This is a genomic window from Sorangium sp. So ce375 (assembly GCF_051473855.1).
Taxonomy (GTDB): Bacteria; Myxococcota_A; Polyangia; order Polyangiales; family Polyangiaceae; genus Sorangium.
This window is the reverse complement of the sequence record NZ_CP150335.1, coordinates 10,727,274-10,752,291: the sequence shown is the minus strand read 5'-3', so window position 1 is coordinate 10,752,291 and position 25,018 is coordinate 10,727,274. Positions and strand designations below refer to the sequence as shown.

Genomic DNA, 25,018 nt, shown 5'->3' with positions numbered 1-25,018 from the left:
GGCCTACCCCGATTTTTGTCAAAGGTGCGCTGATGTGGCGGCGCCTCGCAGGCTTGCCTATTGAATTGGCCGGGCGCCCAGGCCAAAGGATGCGCCATGGCCGATCCCGTCCACGCCCTCGCCCGCGCACTCCAGGCGGCGATCACCGCCGCGTTCGGCGCCGAGCACGCCGCGGCTGATCCCTCCCTGCGCCGCTCCACCCACGCCGACTACCAGGCGAACGCCGCCATGGCGCTCGGCAAGCGCCTCGGCAAGCCGCCGCGCGAGGTCGCGGCGGCGATCGTGGCGGCGCTGCAGCTCGACGGGATCTGCCGGAAGGTGGAGATCGCCGGCCCCGGGTTCGTGAACCTGACGCTCGAGGACGCTTACCTCACGCGCGAGCTCGCCGAGACGGCGAGCGGCGGGCGGCTCGGGATCGCGCCCGCGGCCCAGCCCGAGACGGTGATCGTCGACTACTCGGGCCCCAACGCCGCGAAGGAGATGCACGTCGGCCACCTCCGCAGCACGATCATCGGCGACGCCCTCGCGCGCGTGCTCGAGGCGCTCGGCCACCGCGTGATCCGCCAGAACCACCTCGGCGACTGGGGCACGCCGTTCGGCATGCTGATCGAGCACATGCTCGATCTCGGCGAGGCCGCGGCCTCGCAGGAGCTCTCGGTCGGCGATCTCGACGCGTTCTACCGGCAGGCGCGCGCCAAGTTCGACGGCGATCCGGCGTTCGCCGAGCGCTCGCGCCGGCGGGTCGTGCGGCTCCAGGGCGGCGACGAGCAGACCCTCGCGCTCTGGCGGCAGCTCGTGCGCGAGTCGACGCGCTACTTCGAGTCGGTCTACCGCCGCCTCGGCGTGACGCTGACCGACGCGGATTTCGCCGGCGAGAGCTTCTACAACCCGATGCTGACCGACGTCCTCGAGGAGCTCGGCCGGAAGGGGCTGGCGCGCGAGAGCGAGGGCGCCCTCTGCGTCTTCCCGGCCGGCTTCACGGGCAAGGGCGGCGAGCCGCTGCCGCTCATCGTGCGCAAGCAGGACGGCGGCTACGGCTACGCCACGACGGATCTCGCGGCGATCCGCCACCGCCTCACGACGGTCGGCGCGCGGCGGATCATCTACGTCGTGGGGGCGCCGCAGAGCCAGCACTTCGCGATGGTCTTCGCGACCGCGCGCGAGGCGGGCTGGCTCGCGCCGCCGGCCCGGGCCGAGCACGTGGCGTTCGGCTCCGTGCTCGGGGCCGACAAGAAGATGTTCAAGACGAGGAGCGGCGACACCGTGAAGCTCTCGGACCTGATCGACGAGGCCGTGGAGCGCGCGACGAAGGTGGTGCGGGAGAAGAACCCGGAGCTCGACGCCGAGGCCGCGGGCGCCGTGGCGCGGGCGGTCGGCGTGGGCGCGGTGAAGTACGCCGATCTCTCGAGCGACCGGATCAAGGACTACGTGTTCGACTGGGATCGCATGCTGGCGTTCGAGGGGAACACGGCGCCCTACCTCATGTACGCGCACGCCCGCATCCGATCGATCTTCCGGAAGGCCGGCGTGGAGTCGCCGCGCGAGGCCGAGATCGTGCTGGGCGAGCCGGCCGAGCGCGCGCTCGTGCTCGAGCTGCTCCGGTTCGGCGCGGTGCTCGAGGACGTGGCCGCCTCGCTCGAGCCGCACCGCCTGTGCGGCTACCTGTTCGAGCTGGCCGGCTCGTTCACGACCTTCTACGAGCGCTGCCCGGTGCTCCGGGCCGAGAGCGACGAGGTGCGCCGCTCGCGCCTCGCGCTGTGCGATCTGACGGCGGAGGTGCTGGCGAAGGGCCTCGACCTGCTCGGGATCGAGGCGCCGGAGCGGATGTAGCGCGTCCGGCAGCGGCGGCCGACCACGGCTGGGCCCGGCGGCCGCACGTCCGTCCGAGGCTGCGCTCGCCCGCTCGATGCAGCGCGCGACTGCCCGATGGGGCGCGCGGTATCGTCGCGCGCCTCATGGCAAAATACAGCATGATCGAACGGCGGCTCGCCCTCCCCTGCGCCGGCATGGCCGCGATCGCGGCGTTCGCCGTCTCGCTCGGGTGCTCCGCGGTGGGCGGCTCGTCCGCGCGGGGGGGTGGCGGTGATGGGCGCGGGGAGCCCTCGGGGACGATCGGCGAGGACGGCTCCGAAGGGCTCGATGCGCCGGGCGAACCAGGGCTCGGCCCTGGCGGCGCCGTCCCCATCACCGATCCCAACGCGGACGGCGACGCGGACGGGTTCACCCCCGCGGAGGGCGACTGCAACGATACCGATGGCAATGTGAATCCCGGCGCGATCGAGGTGAAGGTCACGGAGCCTGACGCGAGCGGCCAGATCCCCGCGCCGGCGGACGAGGATTGCGACGGTGGGATCGACAACGTGCCGCCTCCGTGTGACGAGGGCCTCTCGCTCGAGGACTTCGATCCGGTGAACGGGGCGAAGGCGATCGACCTCTGCGCCGTTGCGTCCCGCGAGGACAGGCGGTGGGGCGTGCTCTCTGCGCGGTACGTCCGCGGGGACGGCTCGCCTGCGGCGCGTTCGCCCGCCGTCGGCCTCTTCGACGGGTTCGGCCCCAACGTGCACGTGCAGGGCGGCGCGCGCCTGCTCGCGCTCTCGACGGGGAGCGCACGCCTGCCCGGCCACCCCGACGCCTGCTGGTCCGGGAGCTGCTCGAGCTACGGTGCCGGCACCGCGCCGCCCGGGTTCCCTCAGGACAACCCTGCCTGTCCTCCGTCCAGCTTCATCAACGACGACATCGGCCTCGAGGTCGTCCTCCGCGCGCCGACGAACGCGACCGGCTACGAGTTCCTCTTCAAGTTCTATACGTTCGAGTATCCGGAGTGGGTCTGCGAGGACTTCAACGATCAGTTCGTCGCGCTCGCGGCGCCTGCGCCTCCGGGGTCGTACAACGGCAATCTCTCGTTCGACGGGGAGGGCCGGCCCGTCAGCGTCAATATCGCGTTCTTCGATGTCTGCGACGGATGTCCGCTCGGCTCGGACGAGCTCGTGGGGACGGGGTTCAGCCCGCGCAACGACGGTGGCACCCGGTGGCTCAAGACCCGCGCGCCTGTGCGCGGCGGCGAGGAGATCTCGCTCCGGTTCGTCCTCTTCGACACCGGTGACGATCGCTTCGACTCGACCGCGCTCATCGATGGCTTCCGCTGGATCGCGACCGGCGGCACGGTCGGCCTGGAGACGGCGCCCGCGGTCAATCCCCTCTGAGGCGAGGGGCGCTCCTCCCTCGCGCAGAGGCCTCGCGCAGAGGCCTCGCGCAGAGGCCTCGCGCAGAGGCCTCGCGCAGAGGCCTCGCGCAGAGGCCTCGCGCCGACGCCTCGTGGCGCCGTCGCGAGGTCTCTGCGCCTCGCCGCGCGCTCCGGGCTACCGGCACGTCCGGCAGTCCCCGCCGCAATCGACGGCGAGCTCGCTTCCATTCAAGACCCCGTCGTCGCACGAGGGCGCCTGGCACACACGCTCCCTGCACACGCCCGACCCGCAGTTCTCGCCGGTGAGGCACCCCTCGCCCGCGGGGCAGAGCGGGCACGAGCGCGTACCGCAGTCGATGCCGGTCTCGAAGCCGTTCGCCACGCCGTCGGTGCAGGTCGGGGCCTTGCAAACCCCCTGCAGACAGACGCCCTCCTTGCAGTCGATGCCCGTCTCGCAAGAGGCGCCGAGGCCGCAAGGCTCGCACGAGCCGCCGCAGTCCCGGTCGGTCTCCCCTTCGTCCTCATCCGTGACGTCATTGCCGCAGTGCGGGGGGAGGCAGCTGTCTGCCGTGCAGGTCCACCCGTCGAGGCACTCCGCGCAATTCCAGATCTTGATGACACCATTCCCCTGGCACGAAAGGAAAAAAGGCGCCGTCAGCCCCAATGCAATGACGCGTCGAAGCATGGTGCTCACTCTTCTCGTAGTTGATGGCCTGGTGACGATGACAGTACATCATGCACGGGCATCGAGGGCACCGATCTGGCTGTTTGCGCGCGGATTTATAGCATTCCGGACTGCCGGCCCGGATTGCCAAATAATCGACATGAAGAGGCTTTCGGTGTACGCGCGCCTGGATCGGACGCGCGGAGATCGCACACACAGAGATTGGACGTGCAGAGTAAAGAGGGTAAGGAGAGGGTAGGGGGCTCATCCACCACGCGAGAGCGGCCGCAGCGGCCGTTCTCTACGGATCGGCAGGAGCGCGTCGTTCGATGGAGCTCGCGCCGACAGGCCCGCACGGCGCGCGCTGGCTCGACCACGATGGGGCGGGGAGGGGCTGTGAGGGCGCCTGGGCTCACGGCGGGGCGGCGCTCTCGGGTCGCGCTTCGCGCTCAGGTGCGGGCGGCGTCGCGGCGCGCCGTGACGAAGGAGCGCACGCTGAGCGCGACGTAGCCGGCAGAGAGGATGGCCATGAGGGACTGGGCGATGACGGCCGGCGGGCGCGCCACGTGGCCGCCGGAGAGCAGCGTCGGCAGCTGGGCCAGGCCGCGGGCGGAGCCGAGGAAGCCGAGGACGCCGACCATCGCCGACGCATGCATGGCGTGCATGCGGAACCTCTCCTGTCTCGCGAGCAGGCCGAGCCCGAACGCGACGACCCCGAAGCCGGCCGGGATGAGCGCCGTCGGGGCGCTCGTCGCCGCGAACCCGCCGACGCCGAGCGCGGCGAGCAGCGCTCCGTAGCCCATGGTCACAGTGGACATGCTCGACATGAAGAGCCTCCTTTTTCGGAGCCCCGGGATACCGCGGCCAGCGCGTGCCCGCCACCTCGTCCGTTCGCCCGTCCGGCGCGCGCCTTCCGCCAGGGCCACCCGTCCGCCCGCCATGGCCGGTCCGGCGGGCGGACGCCAGCGGTCGCCGCGCTCGCGTTCGTCAGCCATCGTGCCCTCGCGGATCTTCGCGGGCGGACGGCGGCTTCACGGGCGGACCGGGGCCTCACGGGCGGACGGGGGCCTCGCGGGCGGACGGGGGCCTCGCGGGCGGATCGCCGCGGCGTGGTTAGAATCCGCGCTCCATGCTCGGCCTCTCCCGGCTGCGGGACAGCTTTGCCTACACCCCACGGACGCTCCGGCTCGTCTGGCGCTCGTCGAAGGCGGCGGGCGTCGCGCTCGGCGCGCTCACGCTCGCCTCGGCGGTGCTGCCGCTCGGGGTGGCCTACGTGGGAAAGGCGATCACGGACGCGGTGGTCGCCCGCGACGAGCGCGGGGCGCTCGTGTGGGTCTCGGTCGAGCTCGGCCTCGTGGCCGCGCTCGCGCTCGCGCAGCGCGGGCTCTCGCTGACGCGGCAGCTGCTCGGCGCGCGGCTCTCGATCGACATCCACGCGATGATCCTCGAGAAGGCGCTCTCGCTCTCGCTGTTCCACTTCGAGGACCCCGAGTTCTACGACCAGCTCACGCGCGCGCGGCGCGAGGCGTCGTCGCGCCCCGCCTCCGTCGTGACCGACAGCTTCTCCCTCGTGCAGAACCTCATCACGCTGGCGGGGTACGCCGCGCTGCTCGTCGGGTTCAGCGTCCTCGCGGTGCTCGCGCTCGTGCTCGCGGCCATCCCCGCCACGGTCGCCGAGGCGCGCTTCTCCGGCGCGGCGTTCCGTCTCCGGAACTGGCGCTCTCCCGAGGCCCGCCGGCTCAACTACCTCGAATACGTGCTCGCCAACGACGGTCACGCCAAGGAGGTGAAGCTCTTCGGGCTCGGGCCGACGTTCCTCGAGCGGTACAAGGCGCTCGCCGCGTCGTTCTACCGGGAGGACAGCGCCCTCGCCGTCCGCCGCGCCGGGTGGTCGTATGGCCTGTCGCTCCTCGGCACCGCCGCGTTCTACGGCTGCTACGGCGCCATGGCGGCCGGCGCCGCGGCGGGGCGCATCTCGCTCGGCGAGATGGTCCTTTACGTCGCCGCCTTCCGGCAAGGCCAGCAGGCGTTCCAGGCCGTCCTGGCCGGCGTCGGCGGCATGTACGAGCACAACCTCTACATGTCGAATCTCTTTCAGTATTTGGCCATCCCGACCGGCGAGCCGCCCGCGCCGTCGTCCGGAGACGCGCCCTTGCTGTCGTCCGGCGGCGCGGCTCCGCTGTCGCCCGGCGACGCGCACGACCAGGGCGTGCGGTTCGAGGGCGTCGGCTACCGGTATCCTGGCCAGTCGCGATGGGCGCTCCGGGGGATCGATCTCCACATCCCGAGCGGACAGAGTCTGGCGCTCGTCGGGCACAACGGCGCTGGAAAGACCACGTTCATCAAGCTGCTCGCGCGGCTGTACGAGCCCACCGAGGGGCGAATCCTGCTCGACGGCAAGGATCTCCGCGCCTGGGAGCCCGAGGCGCTCCGGCGGAGGATCGGTGTCGTCTTTCAGGACTTCAACCAATACCAGCTCACGCTGCGCGAGAACGTGGGGCTGGGCAGCGTCGAGCACCTCGCGGACGAGCCGCGCGTCGCGCGCGCGGTCGCCGAGGGCGGCGCCGACGAGGTCGTGACGGCCGTGCCCGGGGGCCTCGACGCGCAGCTCGGGCGCTGGTTCAAGGGGGGCGTCGAGCTGAGCGGCGGCCAGTGGCAGAAGGTGGCGCTCGCGCGCGCCTTCATGCGCGAGCAAGCCGACATCCTCGTGCTCGACGAGCCGACCGCGGCGCTCGACGCCGAGGCGGAGCACGCGGTCTTCCAGCGGTTCCGGTCGCTGTCGAAGGGGCGGACGACCATCGTCATCTCTCACCGCTTCCCGACCGTGCGCATGGCCGATCGCATCGTCGTGCTCGACGGCGGGCGCATCGTCGAGGAGGGCACCCACGACGAGCTCGTCGCCCGCGGTCAGCGCTATGCCCGCATGTTCGCGCTGCAGGCGGAAGGGTACCTGTGACGCCGGCGGAGCCGCGGCCGTTCGGAGAGCGGCACGCGGGCGGGCGCGCTCCCCACGCGGGGCGGCCTGTCTTCTCTGGGGCTCGGGCGAGCTCTGCCTGCTAGGCTCGCGCCCATGCGCGACACGCTCCCCAAGGAGGTCGGCCAGGCGGTCCACATCCTCCGGTTGCTCCGCGGGCTCAGCATGCAGGAGTTCGCGGAGCGGGCGCAGCTCTCGGCCACCTACCTGCGGCAGGTCGAGCGAGGCGAGCGTGATCTCGGGCTCGGCGCGCTCGGTCTCATCGCCCAGGGGCTCCAGTGCGATCCGCGCCTCCTGCTCCCCGGCGACGGGCGCAGCCCTGTCGCGTCCATCGTGGCAGAGCTCTTTGATCAAGCCGAGGAGACGCTCCAGAGCGCCATCCTCTTTCTGCTCATGGAGGCTGACGATTCCCCTCGAAAGCAAGCAATGCTCGCCCTGGCCAGCGAGGATCCGGAGCGCGCCCGTACCGCAGCTCCGCCGAGGTCGCCCCGGCCGGAGCGCGCTGTTTCAGGTCGAATTACGCCGTCTTCGGGCCGTCGTTCCGGAAAATGAGAGAGCCGCCTCGCGCGCTTCGTGAGGCCGGCTCGCGCTGGCGACGGCTTCCGCGCGCCTGAGACCTCTGTTACTGTCGCCGCCAACCGATGTTCCCCGCGCCGTGTCCGGGGGTGTCATGAACTCGAACCTCGTGCCGGAGGTCCGACGCAGTGAGCGAAATCTTTTGGGCTGATCCAACACCGCAGACCGCGCGCCGCGCTGTCCTCTCCCCGCGCGGAGCTCCTGATTCCGCCGTTTCTGTCGTGCGGCTCGGCGCGGAGGGGCCATGGTGATCCTGGGCCAGGAGTTCGCGGGGTACACAATCGTCGCGAGCATCGACTCTCCCGCTCCGGCGGAGGCGTATCGCGCGCTCGACGCAGATGGCCGCGAGGTGACGCTCTATGTCCAGGAGGGCATCGGCATCGACGCCGATGCGTTCCGCGGCGCGCTGGAGAGGCTCCTCTCGCTGTCTGCGGGGGTTCACGGCATCGTGCCTGTGATCGCGGGCGGGATGGAGGGAGGCGCCGGGTGGATCGCTGCCCGGCAGTGCGACGATCCCTCGGTGGAGGATCTGCTGCCCCGGCTTCGCTCCGTCGCCTACGAGATCGTCGTCGACGTCGCGCGGACGCTCGGCGCGGCGCACGCGCTGGGTCTCTCGCACGGGGATCTCGGCCCGCACACGGTGGTGATCACCGGCCAGGGGGCCGCTGGCCTGAAGGCGTTCGGGCTGCACCGGCTGTTCGGGGCGCCCGAGGACGCCGTGGCGGATGCGGCGCGGTACAGGGCGCCGGAGCTCTTCAGCGACGCGCACGACGCGCACGCCCGCGCGATCGATCAACGAACGGACGTCTACGGGCTCGGGATGCTGCTGTATTGCCTCCTCGGGGGCGAGCGCCCGTTCGACGGCCGCGACGATCTGGATGTGTGCGCGCTCGACGAGGTGCCGCCGCCGCTCGAGGGGGTGTCGGCCCAGGTGAACAAGGCGCTGGCCCGGGCGCTCGCGAAGGACCCTGACGAGCGTTTCCAGACGGTCCAGGAGCTGATGACCGCCGTGCGGCCGCTCCTTGCGGGCGCGGCGCCGCGCGCGGGGGGCGCTCTGCAGCCGAAGGGGCCGCTCGAGGGGGCCGCCCCGCCGCCGCAGGCGCAGGCGCCGGACCAGGAGCAGGCGCCTGACACGGAGCGGAGCGTGCCTGCTCCGGCGTCCCGCAACACGCTGCCCACCGGGACCCTCCCTCCCGAGGCCATGCGGCACCCCAACCCCATCGTCGAGATCGCCGCACCGCGCTCGCGCCACGGCATCCTGTGGGCTGGGGGAGCGCTGCTGCTCGTGCTCGTCGCGCTGACGAGCGCCGCCGTCGCGGTGCCGTTGAGCTCGTACATCGCCCACCGTGGGATGCCGCCCCCGCCGGTCGAGCCGCCGGCGCAGGTAGATAATTCTCGTGACAGCGATTCGGCCGCCTCACCGGTACAGTGCGACCCCGGCGCCTCTGCGGCGGGGGGTCCTGCCGTCGACGCGCCTGGGCCGAAGTCCGGGGCGACACGCCGTGCCGAGCAGGCCCCTCTCATCGCGACGCCGGCCGTGGGAGCCAAGGGGGGCCCCGGGCGGCCGTGGTACGGCGACCAGCTGTTCTGAGGCAATCCAGCAAGTCCCGTAGCAAACGACACCCCGGCGGATTGGGGCCGCCGGGGTGTCTACGCCACAGACCTCGTGCCGGAGGCCTGGACGCATGGCTACCCTACCCAATGCATTGCCTCGATCGATCGTATTTTCTCACTTCGCGAACGATTTTTTTGTCTTCGCTCCCAGCGCGCCGTTTTCCTGGCCTGAAGGGAGGGGTGGATGGGGGGCTGGGCAGGCGGTGGACCGAGGTTGAGGGTCGGGCAGACCGAGGTTGAGGGTCGGGCAGACCGAGGTTCATGGCCCTGAGCGGCCGACCGGGGTTGAGGACCTCGAGGGCCTGGGGTGGGGTGGCCTGGGTCGAGCGCGCCCGGCTGAGCTCGCCTCCGGGATGCACGCGTGGTCGTGAGGGGGCGAGCGTGGGTGCTGTGCCTCAGGCCCGAGGAGGCGACCGCTCCTCAGACACCCCTCGGCTCACAGCGGCCGCTCAGCGGAGCTCGTTCCCCGGGAGCGGCTGGAACACGCTCGCCCGGTACCACCGGAGCTCCTCGATCGACTCGCGGATGTCGTCGAGCGCGCGGTGGATCTCGCGCTTCTTGGGTGCGGCGCGCAGCGGATACCAGCGGCGCACGAGCTCCTTGAGGGTGGAGACATCCACGATGCGGTAGTGCAGGAAGGAGAGGAGCTCCGGCATGTAGCGCTGCAGGAAGGCGCGGTCCTTCCACACGGAGTTGCCGCACAGCACGGCCGTCCCCTTGTCGCAGTGCGCCTCGAGGAACGCGCGCGTCTCGGACTCCGCGTCGGCGACCGAGAGCGTGGACGCACGGATGCGCTCGAGGAGCCCCGAACGCTCGTGGAGATCGCGGACGAAGTCGCTCATCCCCGCGAGGACGCTCTCGGGCTGGTGGATGACGAGGCACGGCCCCTCGGCGACCACGGTCAGGTCGGGCTCCGTCACGATGGTCGCGATTTCCACGATCGCACACGAGCCCTCGTCGAGCCCCGTCATCTCGAGATCGACCCACGCCATGCGCTGAGACCGGTCCGTCATCGGCCGCGAGCATAGCCGATCCGCAGCGGCTCAGGTCCACCGAGACCCGTCGCGACCAGCCTGCCCCGGAAACGGGGGGTGTGCTAAGCACGGGCCGGACATCGAGCTCGGAGGCCTGTCATGCGAGACGTCTTCATCGTGGATGCCGTTCGCACGCCGCGCGGGCGCGGCAAGGCGGGCAAGGGAGCGCTCTCGGGCGTGCACCCTCAAGAGCTGCTCGCGCAAACGCTCAATCGCCTCGCCGAGAAGACCGGGATCCGCAAGCAGGACGTCGAGGATGTGGTCGTCGGGTGCGTGACCCAGGCGGGCGAGCAGGGGGCGTGCATCGCGCGCACCGCCATCCTCGCGGCCGGCTGGCCGGACGACGTGACCGGCGTGACCGTCAACCGCTTCTGCGGCTCGGGCGCGCAGGCGGTGAACTTCGCGGCGATGGGCGTCATGTCCGGCCAGCAGGAGGTCGCCATCGGCGGCGGCGTCGAGAGCATGTCGCGCGTGCCGATGGGCTCGGACGGCGCGCCCCTCGACGGGAACAACCTCGCCCTCCGCAAGAAGCTGGCGATGGTGCCGCAGGGCATCTCGGCCGACCTCATCGCCACCATCGAGGGCTTCTCGCGCGAGGACGTCGACCGCTTCGCGCTGGAGAGCCAGCGCAAGGCCGAGCGGGCCGCGGGCGAGGGGCGCTTCGCGAAGAGCCTCTTCACGGTCGTCGATCTCGACGGCAAGCCCCTGCTCGACAGGGACGAGCACCCGCGGGCCGGGGCGACGATGGAGGCCCTCGCGAAGCTCGAGCCGGCGTTCGCCAGCCTGGGGTCGACGCCGATGGGCCCCGGCGGCGAGACCGTGGATGCGCTGGCGCTGGCGCGCTACCCGCAGGTCGGGTCGATCCGGCACGTCCACACGGCGGGCAACTCGAGCGGCATCGTCGACGGGGCGGCGGTCGTGCTGCTCGCGTCGGGCGACTACGTGAAGGCGCACGGGCTCACGCCGCGCGCGAGGATCCGCGCCACGGCGACGGCCGGGGCCGAGCCGGTCATCATGCTGACGGCCCCCGCGCCCGCGTCGGAGCGCGCCCTCAAGAAGGCGGGCATGCAGGCGCGCGACGTCGACCTCTGGGAGATCAACGAGGCGTTCGCGGCGGTGCCGCTGCAGACGGCGCGCAAGCTCGACATCGATCTCGACCGCGTCAACGTGAACGGCGGCGCGATCGCGCTCGGGCACCCGCTTGGCGCGACCGGGGCCTGCCTGATCGGGACGGCGCTCGACGAGCTCGAGCGCGAAGGCAAGGCCACCGCGCTGATCACGCTCTGCATCGGCGGAGGGATGGGCGTGGCGACCATCATCGAGCGGGTGTGAGCCGCTCCGGCGCGGTGATGGGGGCGCCCGACGATCACGGGAGCGCTCCTCACGAGCACCAGCACGGGCGCGGCGCTCGCGGTGAGGGGCACGAACGCGGCCATCGGCACGGTCCTGGCCACGACCACGAGCACGACCACGGCGGTCCGGGACACCACGACCACGGCGATTCGGGGCACCACGACCACAGCCACGACTACCGGCACGCGCCGCTCCGCCGGCTGATCGCGGCGTTCGCGCTCACGTCGTCGTTCCTTGTCGTCGAGGCGGCGGTCGGGTGGTGGTCGAAGAGCCTCGCGCTGCTGGCCGACGCGGGCCACATGCTCGCGGACGCCGCGGCGCTCGGCCTCGCCATCATCGCTCAGCGCATCGCGGCGCAGGCGCGGACGCGCGCGCGGACGTACGGCTTCCGGCGCGCGGAGGTGCTCGCGGCGTTCGCCAACGGCATCGCGCTGGCGCTGACGGCGATCTGGATCTTCATCGAGGCGGCCCGCAGGTGGCGCGCGCCGGAGGCGGTGCACGCCGAGGCGCTGGCGGTCACCGCGGCGCTGGGGCTGCTCGTGAACGTTGTCGCGGCGCTGCTGCTATCGACCGGCGAGCACGGGCACAACATCAACACGCGGGCCGCGCTGGCCCACGTGGTGTCGGACGCGCTCGGCTCGATCGGCGCCATCGCGGCGGGCGTGCTCATCATCGCCTTCGGCTGGACGCGGGCCGATCCGGTGATCAGCGCGGCCATCGGCGGCCTCGTGCTCTGGGGCGGCTGGCGGCTCGTGCGCGACACGTCCCGCGTGCTCATGGAGGGCAGCCCGATCGAGATCGATCTCGCCCACGTCGAGGACACCATCCGCGGCGTGCCGGGCGTCGTCGACTTCCACGATCTGCACGTCTGGTCGATCTCCGACGGCTTCAACGTGCTCACCGTGCACGTGGTCCTCGCCAAGGGGCACCACGGCACGAACGTGGCCGCCGCGGTGGCCCGCCAGCTGCGCGAGAAGCACGCGCTCAACCACTGCACGATCCAGCCGGAGCCGCTCCAGGAAGAGCACCTGGTGACGCTCAGGCGGCCGGGCGCCGCGGCGCCGCGCGGGGACGGCCCCGCGGGCGACCGGGGCGGCGCGTAGCGCTCACCCGCGACAGGCGCTCCGCCCTCGTCACACCCCGCACTCGACGTTGCCGCGCTGGAGCCCCGCGAGGCGCGAGTCGCCGAGCGCCTCGGCCTCGGCGAGGAGCCACCGGAACATCGCGTTCGCGATCGCCCGCTCCTTGCGCGTGTTGAACAGCCAGACGGCCGCGTGGCACACGTCGGCGTGCAGCTTGGGGAACGCGAGGCGGCGGAGCTCCGTGCCGACGAGCACCGCCGCGGCCTCGTACTGCGCGCGCAGCGAGGTCCACTCGCGCCACTCCGACAGCGCCGGCAGCTCGCGCCGCTCGTCGACGCGGCGGCGCAGGGCGTCGCACGCGATCTCCACCTCGGACAGGAGCTCGTCCCGGAGGCGCCGGCGCGTGCGGCCGATGGTCGCGCCGAGGTCATCCCACTCCGCGCGCGGCACGCGCGCCGCGCGCAGCGTCGCGGCGAGGTCCTCCTCGACCGCGCGCGCGAGCGGGCCGAGCGCCGCCTGCGCCCCCGAGGCGCCGAGCGACGCCGCCCTCGCGCGGAGCTCGGCCTGGGCGCGCTCGTCGTCGAGCGCCGCGTCCCACGCGCCGCCGAGCCGCCTGAGATCGTCGCCCGAGACCTGGCCCCGAGGCCGGAGCAGCAGCGCGGCGTGGAGCAGCACCGCCCGGCTCCACAGGTCGCCCTCGGCGACCTTCGCCGCGCAGGGCTCGGGCGCCTCCGGCTCCGGGCGCGGCGCGCCCGCGCCCGCGGCCAGGGCGCGGCGCAGGAGCGGGAGCGTCGCGCGGCGGCGGGGCGCGATGAGCCAGCGCAGCCAGAGCGCGAGCGCCCCCGGCGCGGGCTCCTCCCCGAGAAGCCGCGCGGCGACGGCGCCGAGCAGCGACAGCGCCCGGCCGCCCCCCACGCACGCGTGCCCGGCCACGGCCGCCCAGTCGCCGCGCGAGGCCGCCTCGGCGGCGAGCCAGCCCGCGGCGATGCGGCGGGCCTCGCTGGGGCAGGCGCGATCGTCGAGGCTTGTCACGCTGTCGAAGAGCGCGCGCGCGCCCTCCACGTCGCCGCGGTGCGCCGCGAGCATCGCGCCGGCGGCGATCCCCGCGCCGCGGAGCGGAGCGGAGGGCGCCGGCGCAGGCCCCGCGCCCGCGCGCTCGCCGCTCCGCTCGATCAGCTCGCTGACCCAGGCCTCCACCGCGGCGTCCGGCCTCCGCGCGCGGCAGAGCGCCCACGCGGCCGCGAGCGCCGCGCCGCCGCGTCGGTCGGCGCGAAAGGTCCAGTCCGACAGCCACGCGACGCAGTACGCGGTCCGCGGCAGCCCGAGCGGGATGATCACGTGGCGAGCGAAGGGCCAGGGCGCCATGAGGAGCGTGAGCGGCGCGAGCGGCAGCGCGCACCAGAGCTGACCCGTGGCGAGCGCGAGCGCGAGGACGAGCGCGATCGGCACGAGGACGATCACCACGACGGTGTTCCAGAGGCCCACGCCGAGCATCTCGGGGCGCGGCGGCGCTCCGGGCGAGGCCCTCCGCGCGGCGGCCTCGGTGAGCATCCGCGCGGCGAGGGCGAGCGCCAGGAGGCCGCCCCAGCTCATCGCGCCCTCCACCCGAGCGCGGCCAGCGCCCCCGGCCACGGCGCGCGCGGGTCCTCCCCGGGCGGCTCCGGCGGCGGCAGCTCGCCGAGGTCGTCGTCGAGCTCGTCCTTCGGCGGGGGCCTCGGGTCGAGCCGCGCCCAGAGCTCGTGCGCCAGGCGGCGCTCCGGGTCCCGCAGCGCCGCCATGGCCTGGCGCACCTTGTCGGCCGTCCGCGCGCCAGGGCCGACCGGCGTCGGGTACGTCGCGGCGCTCGCGAGCTTGAGCTCGAGCATCCCGAGCAGCTTCTGCCCCTCGCGCTCGATCTCCGCGCGGCTCGCGCTCGGGCGCAGGCCGAGCACGTAGAACGGGTTGTCGCGGATGCGGCCGAGCGCGTCGTCCATCACCGCACCCCCGACTCGTGCCCGAGCCTGCGCTGCTTCGCGTCGACCGGCAGCAGGCGCCAGAGCTCCTCGGTGATCGTCCTGAGCGCCGCCGTGTCGCCGCGCTCCGCCGCGCCCCGCCCGTCGCGCACGAGCCGCTGCGCGCGGACGAGATCCGAGGCCTGGTGCGCCTCGGAGGCGGCCTCCTCGAACATCCACACCCACGCCTGCGGGTGGCGGTGGAACGCCGCGCTGCTCAGGTTGCGGACGAGGCGGAGCTGCCGCTGCAGCTCGACCTGGTTCTTCTCGGCGCGCGCCCGCGCCACGCCCTGCGCGGCCTCCTCGAGGAGCGCCTTCTCGGTGCCCGAGCCGAGCTGGGAGATCCACGTCGACGCGCTCGCGACGGCGGCCTGGGCCTCGGCGTCGAGCTCCGGCCAGCGCTTGTCGGCCTCGGCCTGCTCGAGCAGGACGTCGAGCTCGAGCAGCGCGCGCCGCGCCTTCTGCCCCGCGTCCGCGTCGCCGCCGCGCGCCGCGGCGGCGTCGCGCTCCACCTCGGCGAGCGCGCACTCCACGTACGTGACCTTGCCGAGCGCGTGCGGCGCGTCCCTGCGCAGGGCGGCCTCGCGCACCGCGGCGAGCCGCTCGCGCATGGCCGTGATCGAGGCGTCGAGCACCTCGGGCGCCGCCTCCGGGACGAGGAGGTGCGCGACGCGCTCGAACACGAGCCCCTGCGACGGGATCAGCGCGCGCGCCGAGAGGTGCCCGCCCCGATCGAGCTCGAGCGTGAGCTCGATCGCCGAGCCCGCGGGCAGGGCCTGGGTGAGCCCGCTCCCGTCGATCTCGAGCGCCCCGACAACGCGGCAGAGGTGGGCGACGTCGAGCTCGCCCTGCACGATGGGGATCTTCAGCACGCACGCGCTGGAGCCCTTCGGGACGCTCTCCACGCTGTGGTGCACGAACGTCCGCCGGGCCGGCAGCGGCGCGCCCCGCTCGAAGTAGACCCGCACGGAGTTGTCCGCGAGCGCGACCCCGATCGTGCGCGACAGCGGCGGATCGCCGATCGTGAGCCCCTGGACGATGGTGATCGCCTTCGGGTGCACCGGCACCCTCGCGCCGCCGGACGCGCTCGCCTCGATGCTGAACACGTTCGGCCGGCGCGGGAGCAGGTCGACGGTCACAACGAACGCCCCCTCGGCGTCGAGCGGCGCCTCGGCGCTCGTCCACCCGTCGCCGTCACGCGTGAGCCGGATCCGCTCCGGCGCGGCCCCCGGCCCCTCCATGACGCGGCCCACGACGTGGGGCGTCAGGTCGCTCGACATGGCCGGGTACTGGAGCCAGAGCCGGCGGCCTTCCTCCTTGGCCAGCGCGCGCGAGGAGGAGGCCCGCGCGTCGAGCCCCGCCGTCGCCGCGTAGATCGCCGCCCCCTGCGCGACGAGCGTCATCGGATCGAGCCCCTCGCCGAAGGGCGCGCCGAGCGCGTCCCGGACGCGATCGCGCAGCGCCGGCATCACCGTCGGTCCGCCCACGAGCACGACGCGCGCGAGCTGCGACGCCTCCAGGCCGTGCGCCGCGAGCAGCCGCCGGCAGACCTCGATCGAGCGGTCGATGATCGGCGCGCAGAGCGCGTCGAGCGTGGACCTCTGCAGGACCAGGTCGACGTCGATGGGCGCGCCGTCCACCTCGAACGCCGCGGGCACCGCGAGCGCCGCCTCCTCGGCGCGGGTGAGCTCGATCTTGATCTCCTCGACGGCGAGCTTGAGCTTGCGGAGCGCGGCGGCGTGCCGCGGGTCGGCGCGGCTCACGGTGACGCCCTGGGTGCGCGCGATCTCGGCGAGCGCCCAGTCGACGATCGCCCAGTCGAAATCGCGCCCGCCGAGGAAGTTGTCGCCGTCGTGCCCGACGACGCGCAGCAGCCCGTCGCGCGTCTCGAGCAGGGAGACGTCGAAGGTCCCGCCGCCGAGGTCGTAGACGAGCCAGCTGCCCGTCGACTCCTCGACCGTCCAGCCGGCTGCCAGCGCCGAGGCCACCGGCTCCTGGATCAGCTCCACGCGCTCGAACCCCGCGCGCCGCGCCGCGTCCGACGTCGCCGCGCTCTGGGGCAGCTCGAACAGCGCGGGCACCGAGATCACCGCCGAGGCCGGCAGGACCCCGAGGTGCTCCGCGACGTCGGCGCGCAGGGAGCGGAGCACCTCGGCGGAGAGCTCCTCGGGCTTCTTCGTGACCCTCGCCGCCGCGAACTCGATCGGCTGGGCCGTCCCCATCAGCCGCTTGAACTCCGCGCGGGTGTTCTGCGGATCGCTCTCGAGGAACCGCCGCGCGCGCGCGCCGACCGTGACTGTCCCGCGCGCGTCGATCCGCACCACGCTCGGGGTGAGCGTCGCGCCCTGGGAGTTCCTGACGAGGGTGACCTTCTCGCCGTCGAAGGCGGCCGCGGTCGAGTTCGTGGTGCCGAGGTCGATACCGACGTAAAGCGGGCGTGCAGCCATCGCTTGCAAGGATACACGCGCGGAACGGCGACCGCCCGGCGAGCCCCCCTAGACCGCCCGGCGACCGCCCGGCGAGCGCCCGGCGAGCGCCCGGCGAAGCGCCCGCGTGGAGCCTCGCCGCGAGCGCCCGCTCGCCGCAAGGCGCGTCCGCCCTCAGGGTACGGGAACAGCGTACGTCGGCGCAGCTCCGCGACGTCCGCGGTCACCCCGCGAACAGCTGCGTCACCCAGACCCGGCCGCTCGGGTCGCGCACCACCGCCACGCCGGTCCTCCGGTAGCGCCCGTCGAGCAGGTTGCCCCGGTGCGACGGGCTCGCCCAGATCGCGCGGTGCGCTCCCTCGGTCGTGCTCGAGCTGGCCACGTTTTCCCCCGCGATCGTCGCCTCGTAGCCGGCCGCCCTGAGGCGCGCCGCCGGATCGCCCGAGCCCACGTCGTGGCCGACCATCTTGGCCCTGATCATCTCCTCGGAGTGCGCGCGCGCCAGCGCGGCGAGCGCCGCGTCCCGCGCGAGCGCGGGCAGGCGCTCCGACGCGCGCGCGGCGTTCATCATCCGCAGCATCGCGTCCTCGTCCCCCTGCGCCCCCTTCGCGGCCTCCTCGCCCGGCGCCGCCGTGCGGACGAACCGGCCCGGCGGCGCGCTCCCCGCGAAGATCATCGCCTCCAGCACGGGCCTCGGCCCGGTCGACACCGTGGCCAGCACCTGCACAAGCCAGCTCCCCGGCTGATCGACCGCGAAGCTCGAGCGGAGCCGCGCGCCCGACAGGGAGCTCAGCACCGTCTTGGGCGCGCCTCGCGGCCCCAGCAGCACCACCTTCGCCGCGGTCGCCGGGACCCGCATCGTCCCTTCGAGGGTCACCCATTGCCCCACCCGCGCGGTCGTCGGCAGCGGCGACAGATCCGCGAGCGCGTCCACCCCGATCGCGGACACGATCACCGTTCCGTCCGGCCTCTTCGCCTGGGCCACCCCACATCGCCGCACCCCGAGGGTTGTCCATCCCGAGAGCCACCCGTCGATCCGCGCCCCGACCTCCGCCGGCCCGAGCCCCCGGCCGGAGATGGACCAGCCCCTCGGCCAGGCGTGCGGCGCGCCGGCGGCGCGCAGCGTGAACGCGAGCTCGTCGGGCGGCATGATCTCCCCGCCCTGGAGCTGCCGCTCGACGTTGCGCTGGGCGACGGCGGCGAGCGCCGCGTCCGCGCTCCCGCAGCGCGCCGCGAGCGCGGCGATCTCCGGCGAGACCGCCTTGGGTGGCTGGGGCGAGCGCGTCGTCGTCTCCCACGTGAGCGCCGGCGGCTCCGCCGTCGCCGTGCCGGCCGAGGCGAGCGCCGCGCCGAACACCCCACTGGCCCACAAAGACCGCATTTGCCTCGGCTAGCAGGTTTCCCGACCCGGCGCTCGTGCACCTGCGCCGGGGCAGGCTTGCCGCCTGCGCCGTGGGCAAGCTTGCGTCGAGGCGCGTGGACGCGCGTCTAGGCGCATGGACGCGCGTCCACGCGAAAGCCGCGCGGTCCTCGGGGCGGCTCGTGCTACCGTGGCCGTTGCGCAGCATGGCGGAGGTCTCCAAGGCCGCGAAGGTCGGCGTGATGACGATCGTGCTCGCGGGCGCGGCCTACGGCGGGTACCGCTTCGTCTCGCGCGACGTCGGCGGCGGGAGCGGCTACCGGGTCTGGGCCACGCTGCCCGATGCGATCGGCGTGTCGCCGCAATCGCGGGTGATGATCTCGGGCATCCAGGTCGGCGTCGTCGACAAGATCTCGCTCTACAACGGCCAGGCGCGCATCGACATCAAGATGAGCCCCGACGTCCCGCTCTACGAGGACGCGGCCATCGGCAAGCGCGCGACGAGCCTCATCGGCGAGTCGTTCGTCGTGCTCTCGCCCGGCACCGAGGGCAAGCCGCGCATCCCCGACGAGGGGCGGGTCCTCTACTACATCGATGAGCCGACCATCCAGTCGATGCAGGGGCAGGTCTCCGACATCCTCAAGGATGTCAAGGCCGTCACCGAGACGCTGAAGCAGACCGTCGGCTCCGAGGGCGGGCAGGAGCGGCTCGCGCAGATCCTCGACAACCTCGCGGACGTCACCGAGCAGCTGAACGCGACCGTGCGAGAGAACCGCGCGGGCGTCACGCAGACGATCAACAACATCAACCAGATCACGGGCGACTCGGGCCCGCGCCTGCGGGAGATCCTGCGCAACGTCGAGCAGGTGAGCCGCGACATCCGCACGATGACCGCCGCGGCCGAGGTGCCGGGCCGGAACGGGCAGCCCGGCGAGCTCCGGAGCGCCGCGGAGCGGGTGGGCCGCGCGACAGAGAGCCTCGAGTCGGCGCTGAAGCACGTGGACAGCGTCGCCGCGCGCGTGGACCGCGGGGAGGGGACGCTCGGCCGCATCACCCGGGACGAGACGCTGATCAACGAGGTCGAGACGGTCGTCGAGAACGTCGGTGACCTCGTCGGCGGGCTCAACCGGTTCCAGACCGTGGTCGGGCTCCGGACCGACTACAACTTCCTGGCGAACACCATCAAGAGCTACGTCGAGCTCAGGCTCCAGCCGGCGGAGGACAAGTATTACCTCGTCGAGCTGGTGAACGACCCGCGCGGCAAGACGGACTTCCAGCAGATCGACGTCGACACGACGAACCCGAACGAGCCCGCGCACTACCGGGAGATCCGCACGATCACGACGAACGCCTTCCGGTTCTCGTTCCAGTTCGCGAAGCGGCTCGGCCCGTTCACGGGCCGGTTCGGCATCAAGGAGTCGACGGGCGGCCTCGGCCTCGACCTCCACCTGCTCGACGACCGGTTCGAGCTCCGCCAGGACCTCTTCGGCTTCGGCGAGGAGCTGTCGCCGCGCTGGCGGGTCGCGCTCGCGTACGAGTTCATCCGCAAGCTGTGGCTGCTCGGCGGGATCGACGACATCCTGAACGGCGATCGCCGGGACTACTTCATCGGCCTGCAGCTCCGGTTCAACGACGCGGACCTGAAGACGGTCCTGCCCTTCGCTCCGTCGTTCTGATCGCGCGCGCGCCCTCTCGGCGCGGCCCCGGCGGTGCGCCCGAGCCCCTGTGCTATAGCGCGAGCATGAAGCGCTCGCTTCTTCGCGGAGTGCGTCGCGGATACGCGCTCTTGATTCCTTTCCTCGCGATCGCCGCGGCGGGCTTCGCTTCGGCCTGCCAGGGGTGCAAGCTCCCCGCGACGGCCGCCGTGAGCGCGGACGCGGACGTGGACGCGAACGCGAACACGCCGACGGTGCGGCTCTACGTGCTCAGCACCGTGGCGGGCGCGCTGGAGCCGTGCGGTTGCACGAAGGATCAGCTGGGCGGCATCGACCACCTCGCGGCCTTGATCGAGAGCCAGCGCAAGGAGGCCCCGCAGCGGCTCGTCGTCGGCGCGGGGCCGATGCTGTTCACGGACCCCGAGGTGAAGGCGGAGCGCTCGTCCCAGGACGCCTGGAAGGCCGAGGCGATGGCGCTGGCGGCGAAGGAGATCGGGCTGACGGCGTGGGCGCCTGGGGAGAACGACTGGGCGCTCGGCGCGGACGCGCTCGGGAAGTACGAGGAGCAGTCCGGGGCGGCGCTGCTCGGCAAGAACCTGGAGGGCGCGAAGGGGGTCCAGGGCGTCGTCGTGCGCGACGTCTCCGGCGTGAAGGTGGGCCTCATCGGCGTGAGCGACCCGAAGGGCCGCGCCGGCACGTATCCCGAGGGCGTCAAGGCCGGCCCGGCGATCGACGCGATGAAGGCGGGCGTCGAGGAGGCGAGGAAGCAGGGCGCGAGCGTCTTCGTGGGGCTCGCGGCCTTGCCCCGGGGCGAGGCGCTGCGGCTCGCGGACAACGTGCCGGCGCTGCACGTGCTGGTGCTCGGCAAGCCCAGCGAGCGCGGCGACGGCAACGACGGCCCGAAGCCGCCGGAGATCATCGGGTCGACGCTTGTCGTCGAGACGCCGAACCACCTCCAGTCGGTGGCGATCGTGGATCTCTTCGTTCGAGGCGGCGGCGCCGGCCCGCTCGTGTTCGCCGACGCGGGCGGCGTCGCGAAGGCCGGGGAGCTCATCAGCCTGTCCTCGCGGATCCGGGAGCTCGAGATCCGCCTGAACGGCTGGGAGGGCGACAAGCAGGTCTCGGCGAAGGACGTCGAGGCGCGGAAGGCGGATCTGGAGAAGCTGCGGGCCGAGAAGGCGCAGCTCGAGGCGGCGGAGACGAAGGTGAGCGGCAGCTTCTTCCGCTACAGCTCGGTCGAGGTGCGCGAGAAGCTCGGCGCCGACAAGGACGTCTCCGGGCAGCTCCTCGCCTATTACAAGCGGGTCAACGACCACAACAAGCAGGCCTTCGCGGATCGCGTCCCCGAGAAGCCGGCGAAGGGCGAGGCCAGCTACATCGGCATCGACGCCTGCACGAACTGCCACGACGAGGAGCGCAAGGTCTTCGACGGCACCGCGCACGCGCGGGCCTACGCGACGCTGCAGCAGGATTTCAAGGAGTTCAACCTGGACTGCGTGAGCTGTCACGTGACCGGGTACGGCAAGCCGGGCGGCTCCACGGTGACGCACAACGCCTCGCTGCAGAACGTGCAGTGCGAGGAGTGCCACGGCCCGGGCTCGCTGCACGCGAAGGATCCCGAGAAGAAGGGGCTCATCGTGCTCTCGCCCCCGCCCCAGAGCTGCGTCACGCAGTGTCACCACTCGCCGCACGTCGAAGGGTTCGAGCCCATGTCCAAGATGCAGCTCATCCTCGGGCCCGGGCACGGCAGGGACTGACGGGGGCGCCGCGCGGCGGCGGCGCTCTCCCGCTGGGCGGCTCCCGGCGCGGCGGCGGCGCTCTGCCGCTGGGCGGCTCCCGGCGCGGCGGCGGCGCTCTCCCGCTGGGCGGCTCCTGGGCTGCGGCATTCCCGCGCCGTTTCGATCGCGCTACGGCATGTGCCTGTGACGAACGTCCACGCCGTCGTCTCCCGCCTGGGCCCGGTCGAGAGCGCGATCCTCGCGGAGCTCACCTCGGGCACGCCTCCCTTCACCGTGCACCGCCGCGCCGCGCTGAGCTCGACGCTCCGCTACCTGGAGGGCGGCGGCGGCTCGCCGGTGGTCCTCCTGCACGGCCGCGGGAACGCCGCGACGACGTGGTTCCCGCTGCTCCCCGAGCTCGCGCGGCGCCACCGCGTCGTCGCCGTGGATCTGCCGGGCTTCGGCCACGCGTCGTCGCCCCCCTTCGAGGGAGGAGGCTTCGAGGGAGGCCTTCGCTTCTTCGTGGAGCCGGTGGAGGAGCTCCTCCACGAGCTGGGCCTCGGCGACGCCGCCCTCGTAGGCCACTCCCTCGGCGCGCTTGTCGCGGCGGAGATCGCGCTCCGCAAGCGCGCGCGCCCGCGGAGGCTCGTGCTCATCGGCGCGATGGGGGTCGGTCCCATCATGACCGCGCGGAGCCGCGCCTACTTCCGCGCTCCGCCGGAGCGCCTCGTACGGGTGCTCGGCCCCGCGCTCTTCCGCCGCATCCACCCTCCGGGGCCCACCGCGCTCGGCGAGCGCGTGGCGGCCTTGCACAGCGAGCTCTACGCCGTCCCTGACGGCCGGGTCGCGCCTGTCGCCGCGTTCAACGCGCTGTTCCCTGCCTTCGGCGCCGTGCCCCATCGCCTCTCGCGGCTCGGCGAGATCGACGCGGAGACGCTGGTGCTCTGGGGCGAGCGCGACGACGTGTTCCCGGCGCCGCTCGGCATCGCCGCGGCCGCCGCGATCCCCCGCGCCACGCTGCGCATGGTGCCGCTCGGGCACGCGCCCCACCTGGAGGATCCGGCGCTCGTCCTCCCGGCGCTCACCGCTTTCCTCTCGCCGGGAGCCGCGCCACCCCCGTAGCCCTCGTGCGACGCCACGACATCGCCGTGCGGTCCGGGACGGGAGGATCGGGGCCCGGGACGGGAGGATCGCGGCTCGGGACGGGAGGATCGCGGTCCGGGACGGGAGGATCGGGGCCCGGGACGGGAGGATCGGGGCCCGGGACGGGAGGATCGGGGCCCGGGACGGGAGGATCGGGGCCCGGGACGGGAGGATCGGGGCCCGGGACGGGAGGATCGCGGTCGAGGGCCGCTCAGTGTACGCCGCCGACGAGCCACGCCTGCGCCGGGACGAGCACCTCTTCCGGTGAGCCTCCGCCCTGCGACGCCGGGCCGGTCGTGCTGCCGTCTCCCATCGGCGCCATGCGGAAGCCGTGGTCGCCGAACACGAGCAGCAAGGTCCGCGGCGGCAGGCTGGCCATGAACCGCGCGACCACGTCGGCGACCTCCTCCGCGATGGCCTCGATCCGCTCGGCGAACGGCGGCCCCGCGGCGCGCAGGCGCGCCTCCACGAGGTCGAGCTTCATCAGCTCGCGCGACCCGACCCGCTCGCGCCGCAGCGTCGCCACGGCGCGCCCGCGGGCGATGGCCGGCTCCGCCTCGCTCGGGGGCATCGTCTCGCGGAGCCCGTCCGGCCCGCGGGCGAGCAGAGACATCTGCGCCGTCGTCGTGGGCGGCAGCGCCGCCCAGAGCAGCGATCGCTCCACGAGGATGGCCCGATCCATCAGGATCTCCCTTAGATGGGCGGCGACCCGCTCGCCGAGATCGAAGCGCATCGCGTCCACGAGCAGGAGCTTCACCCCGCGCGCCCCGTTGAGCCGGGCGATGCGCGCGGCGATGTCCGGGGCATCGAACACCATGGGCGGCCGCTTGCCGGTCACGCGCAGCGCCGAGAACGCCTCGCGGTAGCTGTGCTCGAAGCTGGTCCTCCAGGTGTCGACAACGCCGCGCACGGCCGCGTCGGTCTCGCCGGCGAGCGTTGCGCCGAGCAGCGGCGTGTAGTGGGTCGCGAACAGCTGCTCGATGACCCGGACCGGCTTCGGACCGCGGGCGTTGTCGAGCTCGACGGCGAGCGCGCGCCACTCCGCCGCGCTGAGGACCCTGTCGCGCGGCGCCTTCCGTTCCTGCCGCGCCTGCGGGGGCGCGTCGGCGTCCGCCTGGGCCGCGTCAGCGCTCGGCGCGCTCGGCGCGGCCTCGTACGCTGCTCGCGGCGGCCTCAGCGTCGGCCCTGCGCCGCGCTCCTCGCGCGGCGTGACCGGCTCCTCGGCCTTTGCGCCGGGGTCGGCGCTGGCCGGCGCCATCGCGGCCGTCTCGTTCGCGGCGGTCGGCGCCCCCGGCGCTCGCGCGACGCCGGCGCCCCTCCCGGCGACGACCGCCGGCGCATCCGCGCGGCGGATCCTCGAGGAGCGGGGGGGCAGCACGCCGCGCGGCCTCCCGTCGGTCCGCCCTTCGGCGGAGGCAGGCGACGCCGGTGCTCCGTGTGCCTCGGGGGCCGTCGGTCGGGCCTGGAGCGCCTCGTCCGTGGCCATCGAGCGGGCCTGGAGCGCCTCGAACGGGGCCGCCGGTCCGGCCTGGAGCACCTCGTCGGTGGCCGTCGAGCGGGCCTGGAGCACCTCGTCCGTGGCCATCGGTCCGGCGCTCGGCTGCGCCGGCCCGACGGGGCGCTCTTCCCCGCGCGCCGCGAGGCCGCGCGCCTGCCCGCGCGGGTACAAGGAGGAGACGGCGCCATACCCGTCGCGCGAGCTCCTCTCCACGAGGTCCGTGAGGGGCACCGGCGCGAGCAGCTGCGTGGACCTGTCGTCCGCGTCGAAGACGAGGGCGACGGGCGCCTCGCGCGCCGCGCCGAGCCAGGCGAGGAGCGTCGCGCTGTCCTCCAGGGGGAGCGCGCGCGGCGAGGCCGAGCGCCCGCCCGTGAGCCGCGGCAGCGCGACGGCGAGGCCTGCGGCGCCGAGCGCCCTGGCGCGGAAGACCTGGTCGGCGATCACCGCCTCGACCGGCGCGCCTTCCTGGACCCGCGGCGGCAGCGCGCCGCGCATGGCCAGCGCGAGCTCGACGGCCTCCTCGAGCGCCACGCGGAGCTGCCCTTCAGGCGCCGCCGGGGCGCTCACCCAGAGGAAGCGCTGCGCCCTGAGCTCGCGCTCGGCGTCGGCGCCCTGCCCGCTCGGGGCGAAGCGGGCCGTGCCGGATGGGGGCGCAGGGGGGGACGTCGGTCGGCCCTCCTCGGAGGTGGAGTCGAGGCGGGAGACAGGATCGAGGCGCATCGCGCGGGACCCTCGCAGAGCTCGCG

At 73.5% G+C, this 25,018-nt stretch carries 18 protein-coding genes; 10 read left to right on the top strand and 8 right to left on the bottom strand.

Going from position 1 to position 25,018, the window contains the following annotated elements:
• The first annotated feature begins 96 nt into the window (after positions 1–96).
• Both argS and WME90_RS40235 read left to right on the top strand, forming a co-directional pair.
• A complete protein-coding gene (gene argS, locus WME90_RS40240) occupies positions 97–1,830 on the top strand; it encodes an arginine--tRNA ligase (RefSeq protein ID WP_437277387.1) in 1,734 nt (577 codons plus the stop codon).
• A 125-nt stretch (positions 1,831–1,955) separates the two neighbouring features.
• The gene (locus WME90_RS40235) at positions 1,956–3,203 is read left to right on the top strand and encodes a choice-of-anchor L domain-containing protein (protein ID WP_437277386.1); all 1,248 of its coding nucleotides are present in this window, start codon (positions 1,956–1,958) and stop codon (positions 3,201–3,203) included.
• A 156-nt stretch (positions 3,204–3,359) separates the two neighbouring features.
• Here the strand turns inward: WME90_RS40235 and WME90_RS40230 are convergent, their stop codons facing one another.
• Both WME90_RS40230 and WME90_RS40225 read right to left on the bottom strand, forming a co-directional pair.
• Positions 3,360–3,869 (bottom strand): hypothetical protein, encoded by a 510-nt coding sequence (locus tag WME90_RS40230; RefSeq protein ID WP_437277385.1) that lies wholly within the window; start codon positions 3,867–3,869, stop codon positions 3,360–3,362.
• Between the two features lie 428 nt (positions 3,870–4,297).
• Complete coding sequence (locus WME90_RS40225; protein ID WP_437277384.1) at positions 4,298–4,675, bottom strand: hypothetical protein; 378 nt, start codon at positions 4,673–4,675, stop codon at positions 4,298–4,300.
• A gap of 302 nt (positions 4,676–4,977) precedes the next feature.
• Between WME90_RS40225 and WME90_RS40220 the strand changes: the two genes are divergently transcribed.
• The 3 genes from WME90_RS40220 (at position 4,978) to WME90_RS40210 (ending at position 8,989) form a co-directional block, all read left to right on the top strand.
• Positions 4,978–6,804 carry an ABC transporter ATP-binding protein gene (locus WME90_RS40220; RefSeq protein ID WP_437277383.1) on the top strand — a complete coding sequence of 609 codons (1,827 nt, stop codon included), beginning with the start codon at positions 4,978–4,980 and terminating at the stop codon, positions 6,802–6,804.
• Between the two features lie 114 nt (positions 6,805–6,918).
• Positions 6,919–7,374 (top strand): helix-turn-helix domain-containing protein, encoded by a 456-nt coding sequence (locus WME90_RS40215; RefSeq protein WP_437277382.1) that lies wholly within the window; start codon positions 6,919–6,921, stop codon positions 7,372–7,374.
• Positions 7,375–7,642: 268 nt separating this feature from the next.
• Positions 7,643–8,989, top strand: coding sequence for a serine/threonine protein kinase (locus WME90_RS40210; RefSeq protein ID WP_437277381.1), 1,347 nt, complete (start codon positions 7,643–7,645; stop codon positions 8,987–8,989).
• A 472-nt stretch (positions 8,990–9,461) separates the two neighbouring features.
• Here the strand turns inward: WME90_RS40210 and orn are convergent, their stop codons facing one another.
• Positions 9,462–10,025, bottom strand: coding sequence for an oligoribonuclease (gene orn / locus WME90_RS40205; RefSeq protein WP_437277380.1), 564 nt, complete (start codon positions 10,023–10,025; stop codon positions 9,462–9,464).
• 120 nt (positions 10,026–10,145) lie between these two features.
• Between orn and WME90_RS40200 the strand changes: the two genes are divergently transcribed.
• The gene (locus WME90_RS40200) at positions 10,146–11,378 is read left to right on the top strand and encodes an acetyl-CoA C-acetyltransferase (RefSeq protein ID WP_437277379.1); all 1,233 of its coding nucleotides are present in this window, start codon (positions 10,146–10,148) and stop codon (positions 11,376–11,378) included.
• Positions 11,375–12,502: a cation diffusion facilitator family transporter gene (locus WME90_RS40195; protein ID WP_437277378.1), complete on the top strand. Its 1,128-nt coding sequence runs from the start codon at positions 11,375–11,377 to the stop codon at positions 12,500–12,502. The genes WME90_RS40200 and WME90_RS40195 overlap by 4 nt, the downstream gene beginning before the upstream one ends.
• Before the next feature lie 30 nt (positions 12,503–12,532).
• Here WME90_RS40195 and WME90_RS40190 read toward each other — a convergent pair whose 3' ends face one another.
• The 4 genes from WME90_RS40190 to WME90_RS40175 form a co-directional block, all read right to left on the bottom strand.
• Positions 12,533–14,074, bottom strand: a complete 1,542-nt coding sequence (locus tag WME90_RS40190) for a hypothetical protein (RefSeq protein WP_437277377.1) — start codon at positions 14,072–14,074, stop codon at positions 12,533–12,535.
• Complete coding sequence (locus WME90_RS40185; protein ID WP_437277376.1) at positions 14,071–14,454, bottom strand: hypothetical protein; 384 nt, start codon at positions 14,452–14,454, stop codon at positions 14,071–14,073. The genes WME90_RS40190 and WME90_RS40185 overlap by 4 nt, the downstream gene beginning before the upstream one ends.
• The gene (locus tag WME90_RS40180) at positions 14,454–16,919 is read right to left on the bottom strand and encodes an Hsp70 family protein (RefSeq protein ID WP_437277375.1); all 2,466 of its coding nucleotides are present in this window, start codon (positions 16,917–16,919) and stop codon (positions 14,454–14,456) included. The genes WME90_RS40185 and WME90_RS40180 overlap by 1 nt, the downstream gene beginning before the upstream one ends.
• A gap of 202 nt (positions 16,920–17,121) precedes the next feature.
• Complete coding sequence (locus WME90_RS40175; RefSeq protein ID WP_437277374.1) at positions 17,122–18,279, bottom strand: CAP domain-containing protein; 1,158 nt, start codon at positions 18,277–18,279, stop codon at positions 17,122–17,124.
• Positions 18,280–18,464: 185 nt separating this feature from the next.
• Between WME90_RS40175 and WME90_RS40170 the strand changes: the two genes are divergently transcribed.
• The 3 genes from WME90_RS40170 (at position 18,465) to WME90_RS40160 (ending at position 22,753) form a co-directional block, all read left to right on the top strand.
• Positions 18,465–19,934 carry an MlaD family protein gene (locus tag WME90_RS40170; RefSeq protein WP_437277373.1) on the top strand — a complete coding sequence of 490 codons (1,470 nt, stop codon included), beginning with the start codon at positions 18,465–18,467 and terminating at the stop codon, positions 19,932–19,934.
• A 110-nt stretch (positions 19,935–20,044) separates the two neighbouring features.
• Entirely contained in the window at positions 20,045–21,670 is a 1,626-nt protein-coding gene (locus tag WME90_RS40165) for a multiheme c-type cytochrome (RefSeq protein ID WP_437277372.1), read from the top strand.
• 159 nt (positions 21,671–21,829) lie between these two features.
• Positions 21,830–22,753 (top strand): alpha/beta fold hydrolase, encoded by a 924-nt coding sequence (locus WME90_RS40160; RefSeq protein ID WP_437277371.1) that lies wholly within the window; start codon positions 21,830–21,832, stop codon positions 22,751–22,753.
• Positions 22,754–22,985: 232 nt separating this feature from the next.
• Here WME90_RS40160 and WME90_RS40155 read toward each other — a convergent pair whose 3' ends face one another.
• A complete protein-coding gene (locus WME90_RS40155; protein WP_437277370.1) occupies positions 22,986–24,992 on the bottom strand; it encodes a hypothetical protein in 2,007 nt (668 codons plus the stop codon).
• Positions 24,993–25,018: the final 26 nt, after the last annotated feature.

What these genes read in the sequence shown, in the direction of transcription:
- WME90_RS40230 (WP_437277385.1), bottom strand. Translation starts at nt 3,869, where the DNA reads ATGCTTCGACGCGTCATTGCATTGGGGCTGACGGCGCCTTTTTTCCTT.
- WME90_RS40215 (WP_437277382.1), top strand. Translation starts at nt 6,919, where the DNA reads ATGCGCGACACGCTCCCCAAGGAGGTCGGCCAGGCGGTCCACATCCTC.
- WME90_RS40185 (WP_437277376.1), bottom strand. Translation starts at nt 14,454, where the DNA reads ATGGACGACGCGCTCGGCCGCATCCGCGACAACCCGTTCTACGTGCTC.
- WME90_RS40170 (WP_437277373.1), top strand. Translation starts at nt 18,465, where the DNA reads ATGGCGGAGGTCTCCAAGGCCGCGAAGGTCGGCGTGATGACGATCGTG.
- WME90_RS40155 (WP_437277370.1), bottom strand. Translation starts at nt 24,992, where the DNA reads ATGCGCCTCGATCCTGTCTCCCGCCTCGACTCCACCTCCGAGGAGGGC.
- orn (WP_437277380.1), bottom strand. Translation starts at nt 10,025, where the DNA reads ATGACGGACCGGTCTCAGCGCATGGCGTGGGTCGATCTCGAGATGACG.
- WME90_RS40225 (WP_437277384.1), bottom strand. Translation starts at nt 4,675, where the DNA reads ATGTCGAGCATGTCCACTGTGACCATGGGCTACGGAGCGCTGCTCGCC.
- argS (WP_437277387.1), top strand. Translation starts at nt 97, where the DNA reads ATGGCCGATCCCGTCCACGCCCTCGCCCGCGCACTCCAGGCGGCGATC.
- WME90_RS40235 (WP_437277386.1), top strand. Translation starts at nt 1,956, where the DNA reads ATGGCAAAATACAGCATGATCGAACGGCGGCTCGCCCTCCCCTGCGCC.
- WME90_RS40190 (WP_437277377.1), bottom strand. Translation starts at nt 14,074, where the DNA reads ATGAGCTGGGGCGGCCTCCTGGCGCTCGCCCTCGCCGCGCGGATGCTC.
- WME90_RS40210 (WP_437277381.1), top strand. Translation starts at nt 7,643, where the DNA reads ATGGTGATCCTGGGCCAGGAGTTCGCGGGGTACACAATCGTCGCGAGC.
- WME90_RS40180 (WP_437277375.1), bottom strand. Translation starts at nt 16,919, where the DNA reads ATGGCTGCACGCCCGCTTTACGTCGGTATCGACCTCGGCACCACGAAC.
- WME90_RS40175 (WP_437277374.1), bottom strand. Translation starts at nt 18,279, where the DNA reads ATGCGGTCTTTGTGGGCCAGTGGGGTGTTCGGCGCGGCGCTCGCCTCG.
- WME90_RS40200 (WP_437277379.1), top strand. Translation starts at nt 10,146, where the DNA reads ATGCGAGACGTCTTCATCGTGGATGCCGTTCGCACGCCGCGCGGGCGC.
- WME90_RS40220 (WP_437277383.1), top strand. Translation starts at nt 4,978, where the DNA reads ATGCTCGGCCTCTCCCGGCTGCGGGACAGCTTTGCCTACACCCCACGG.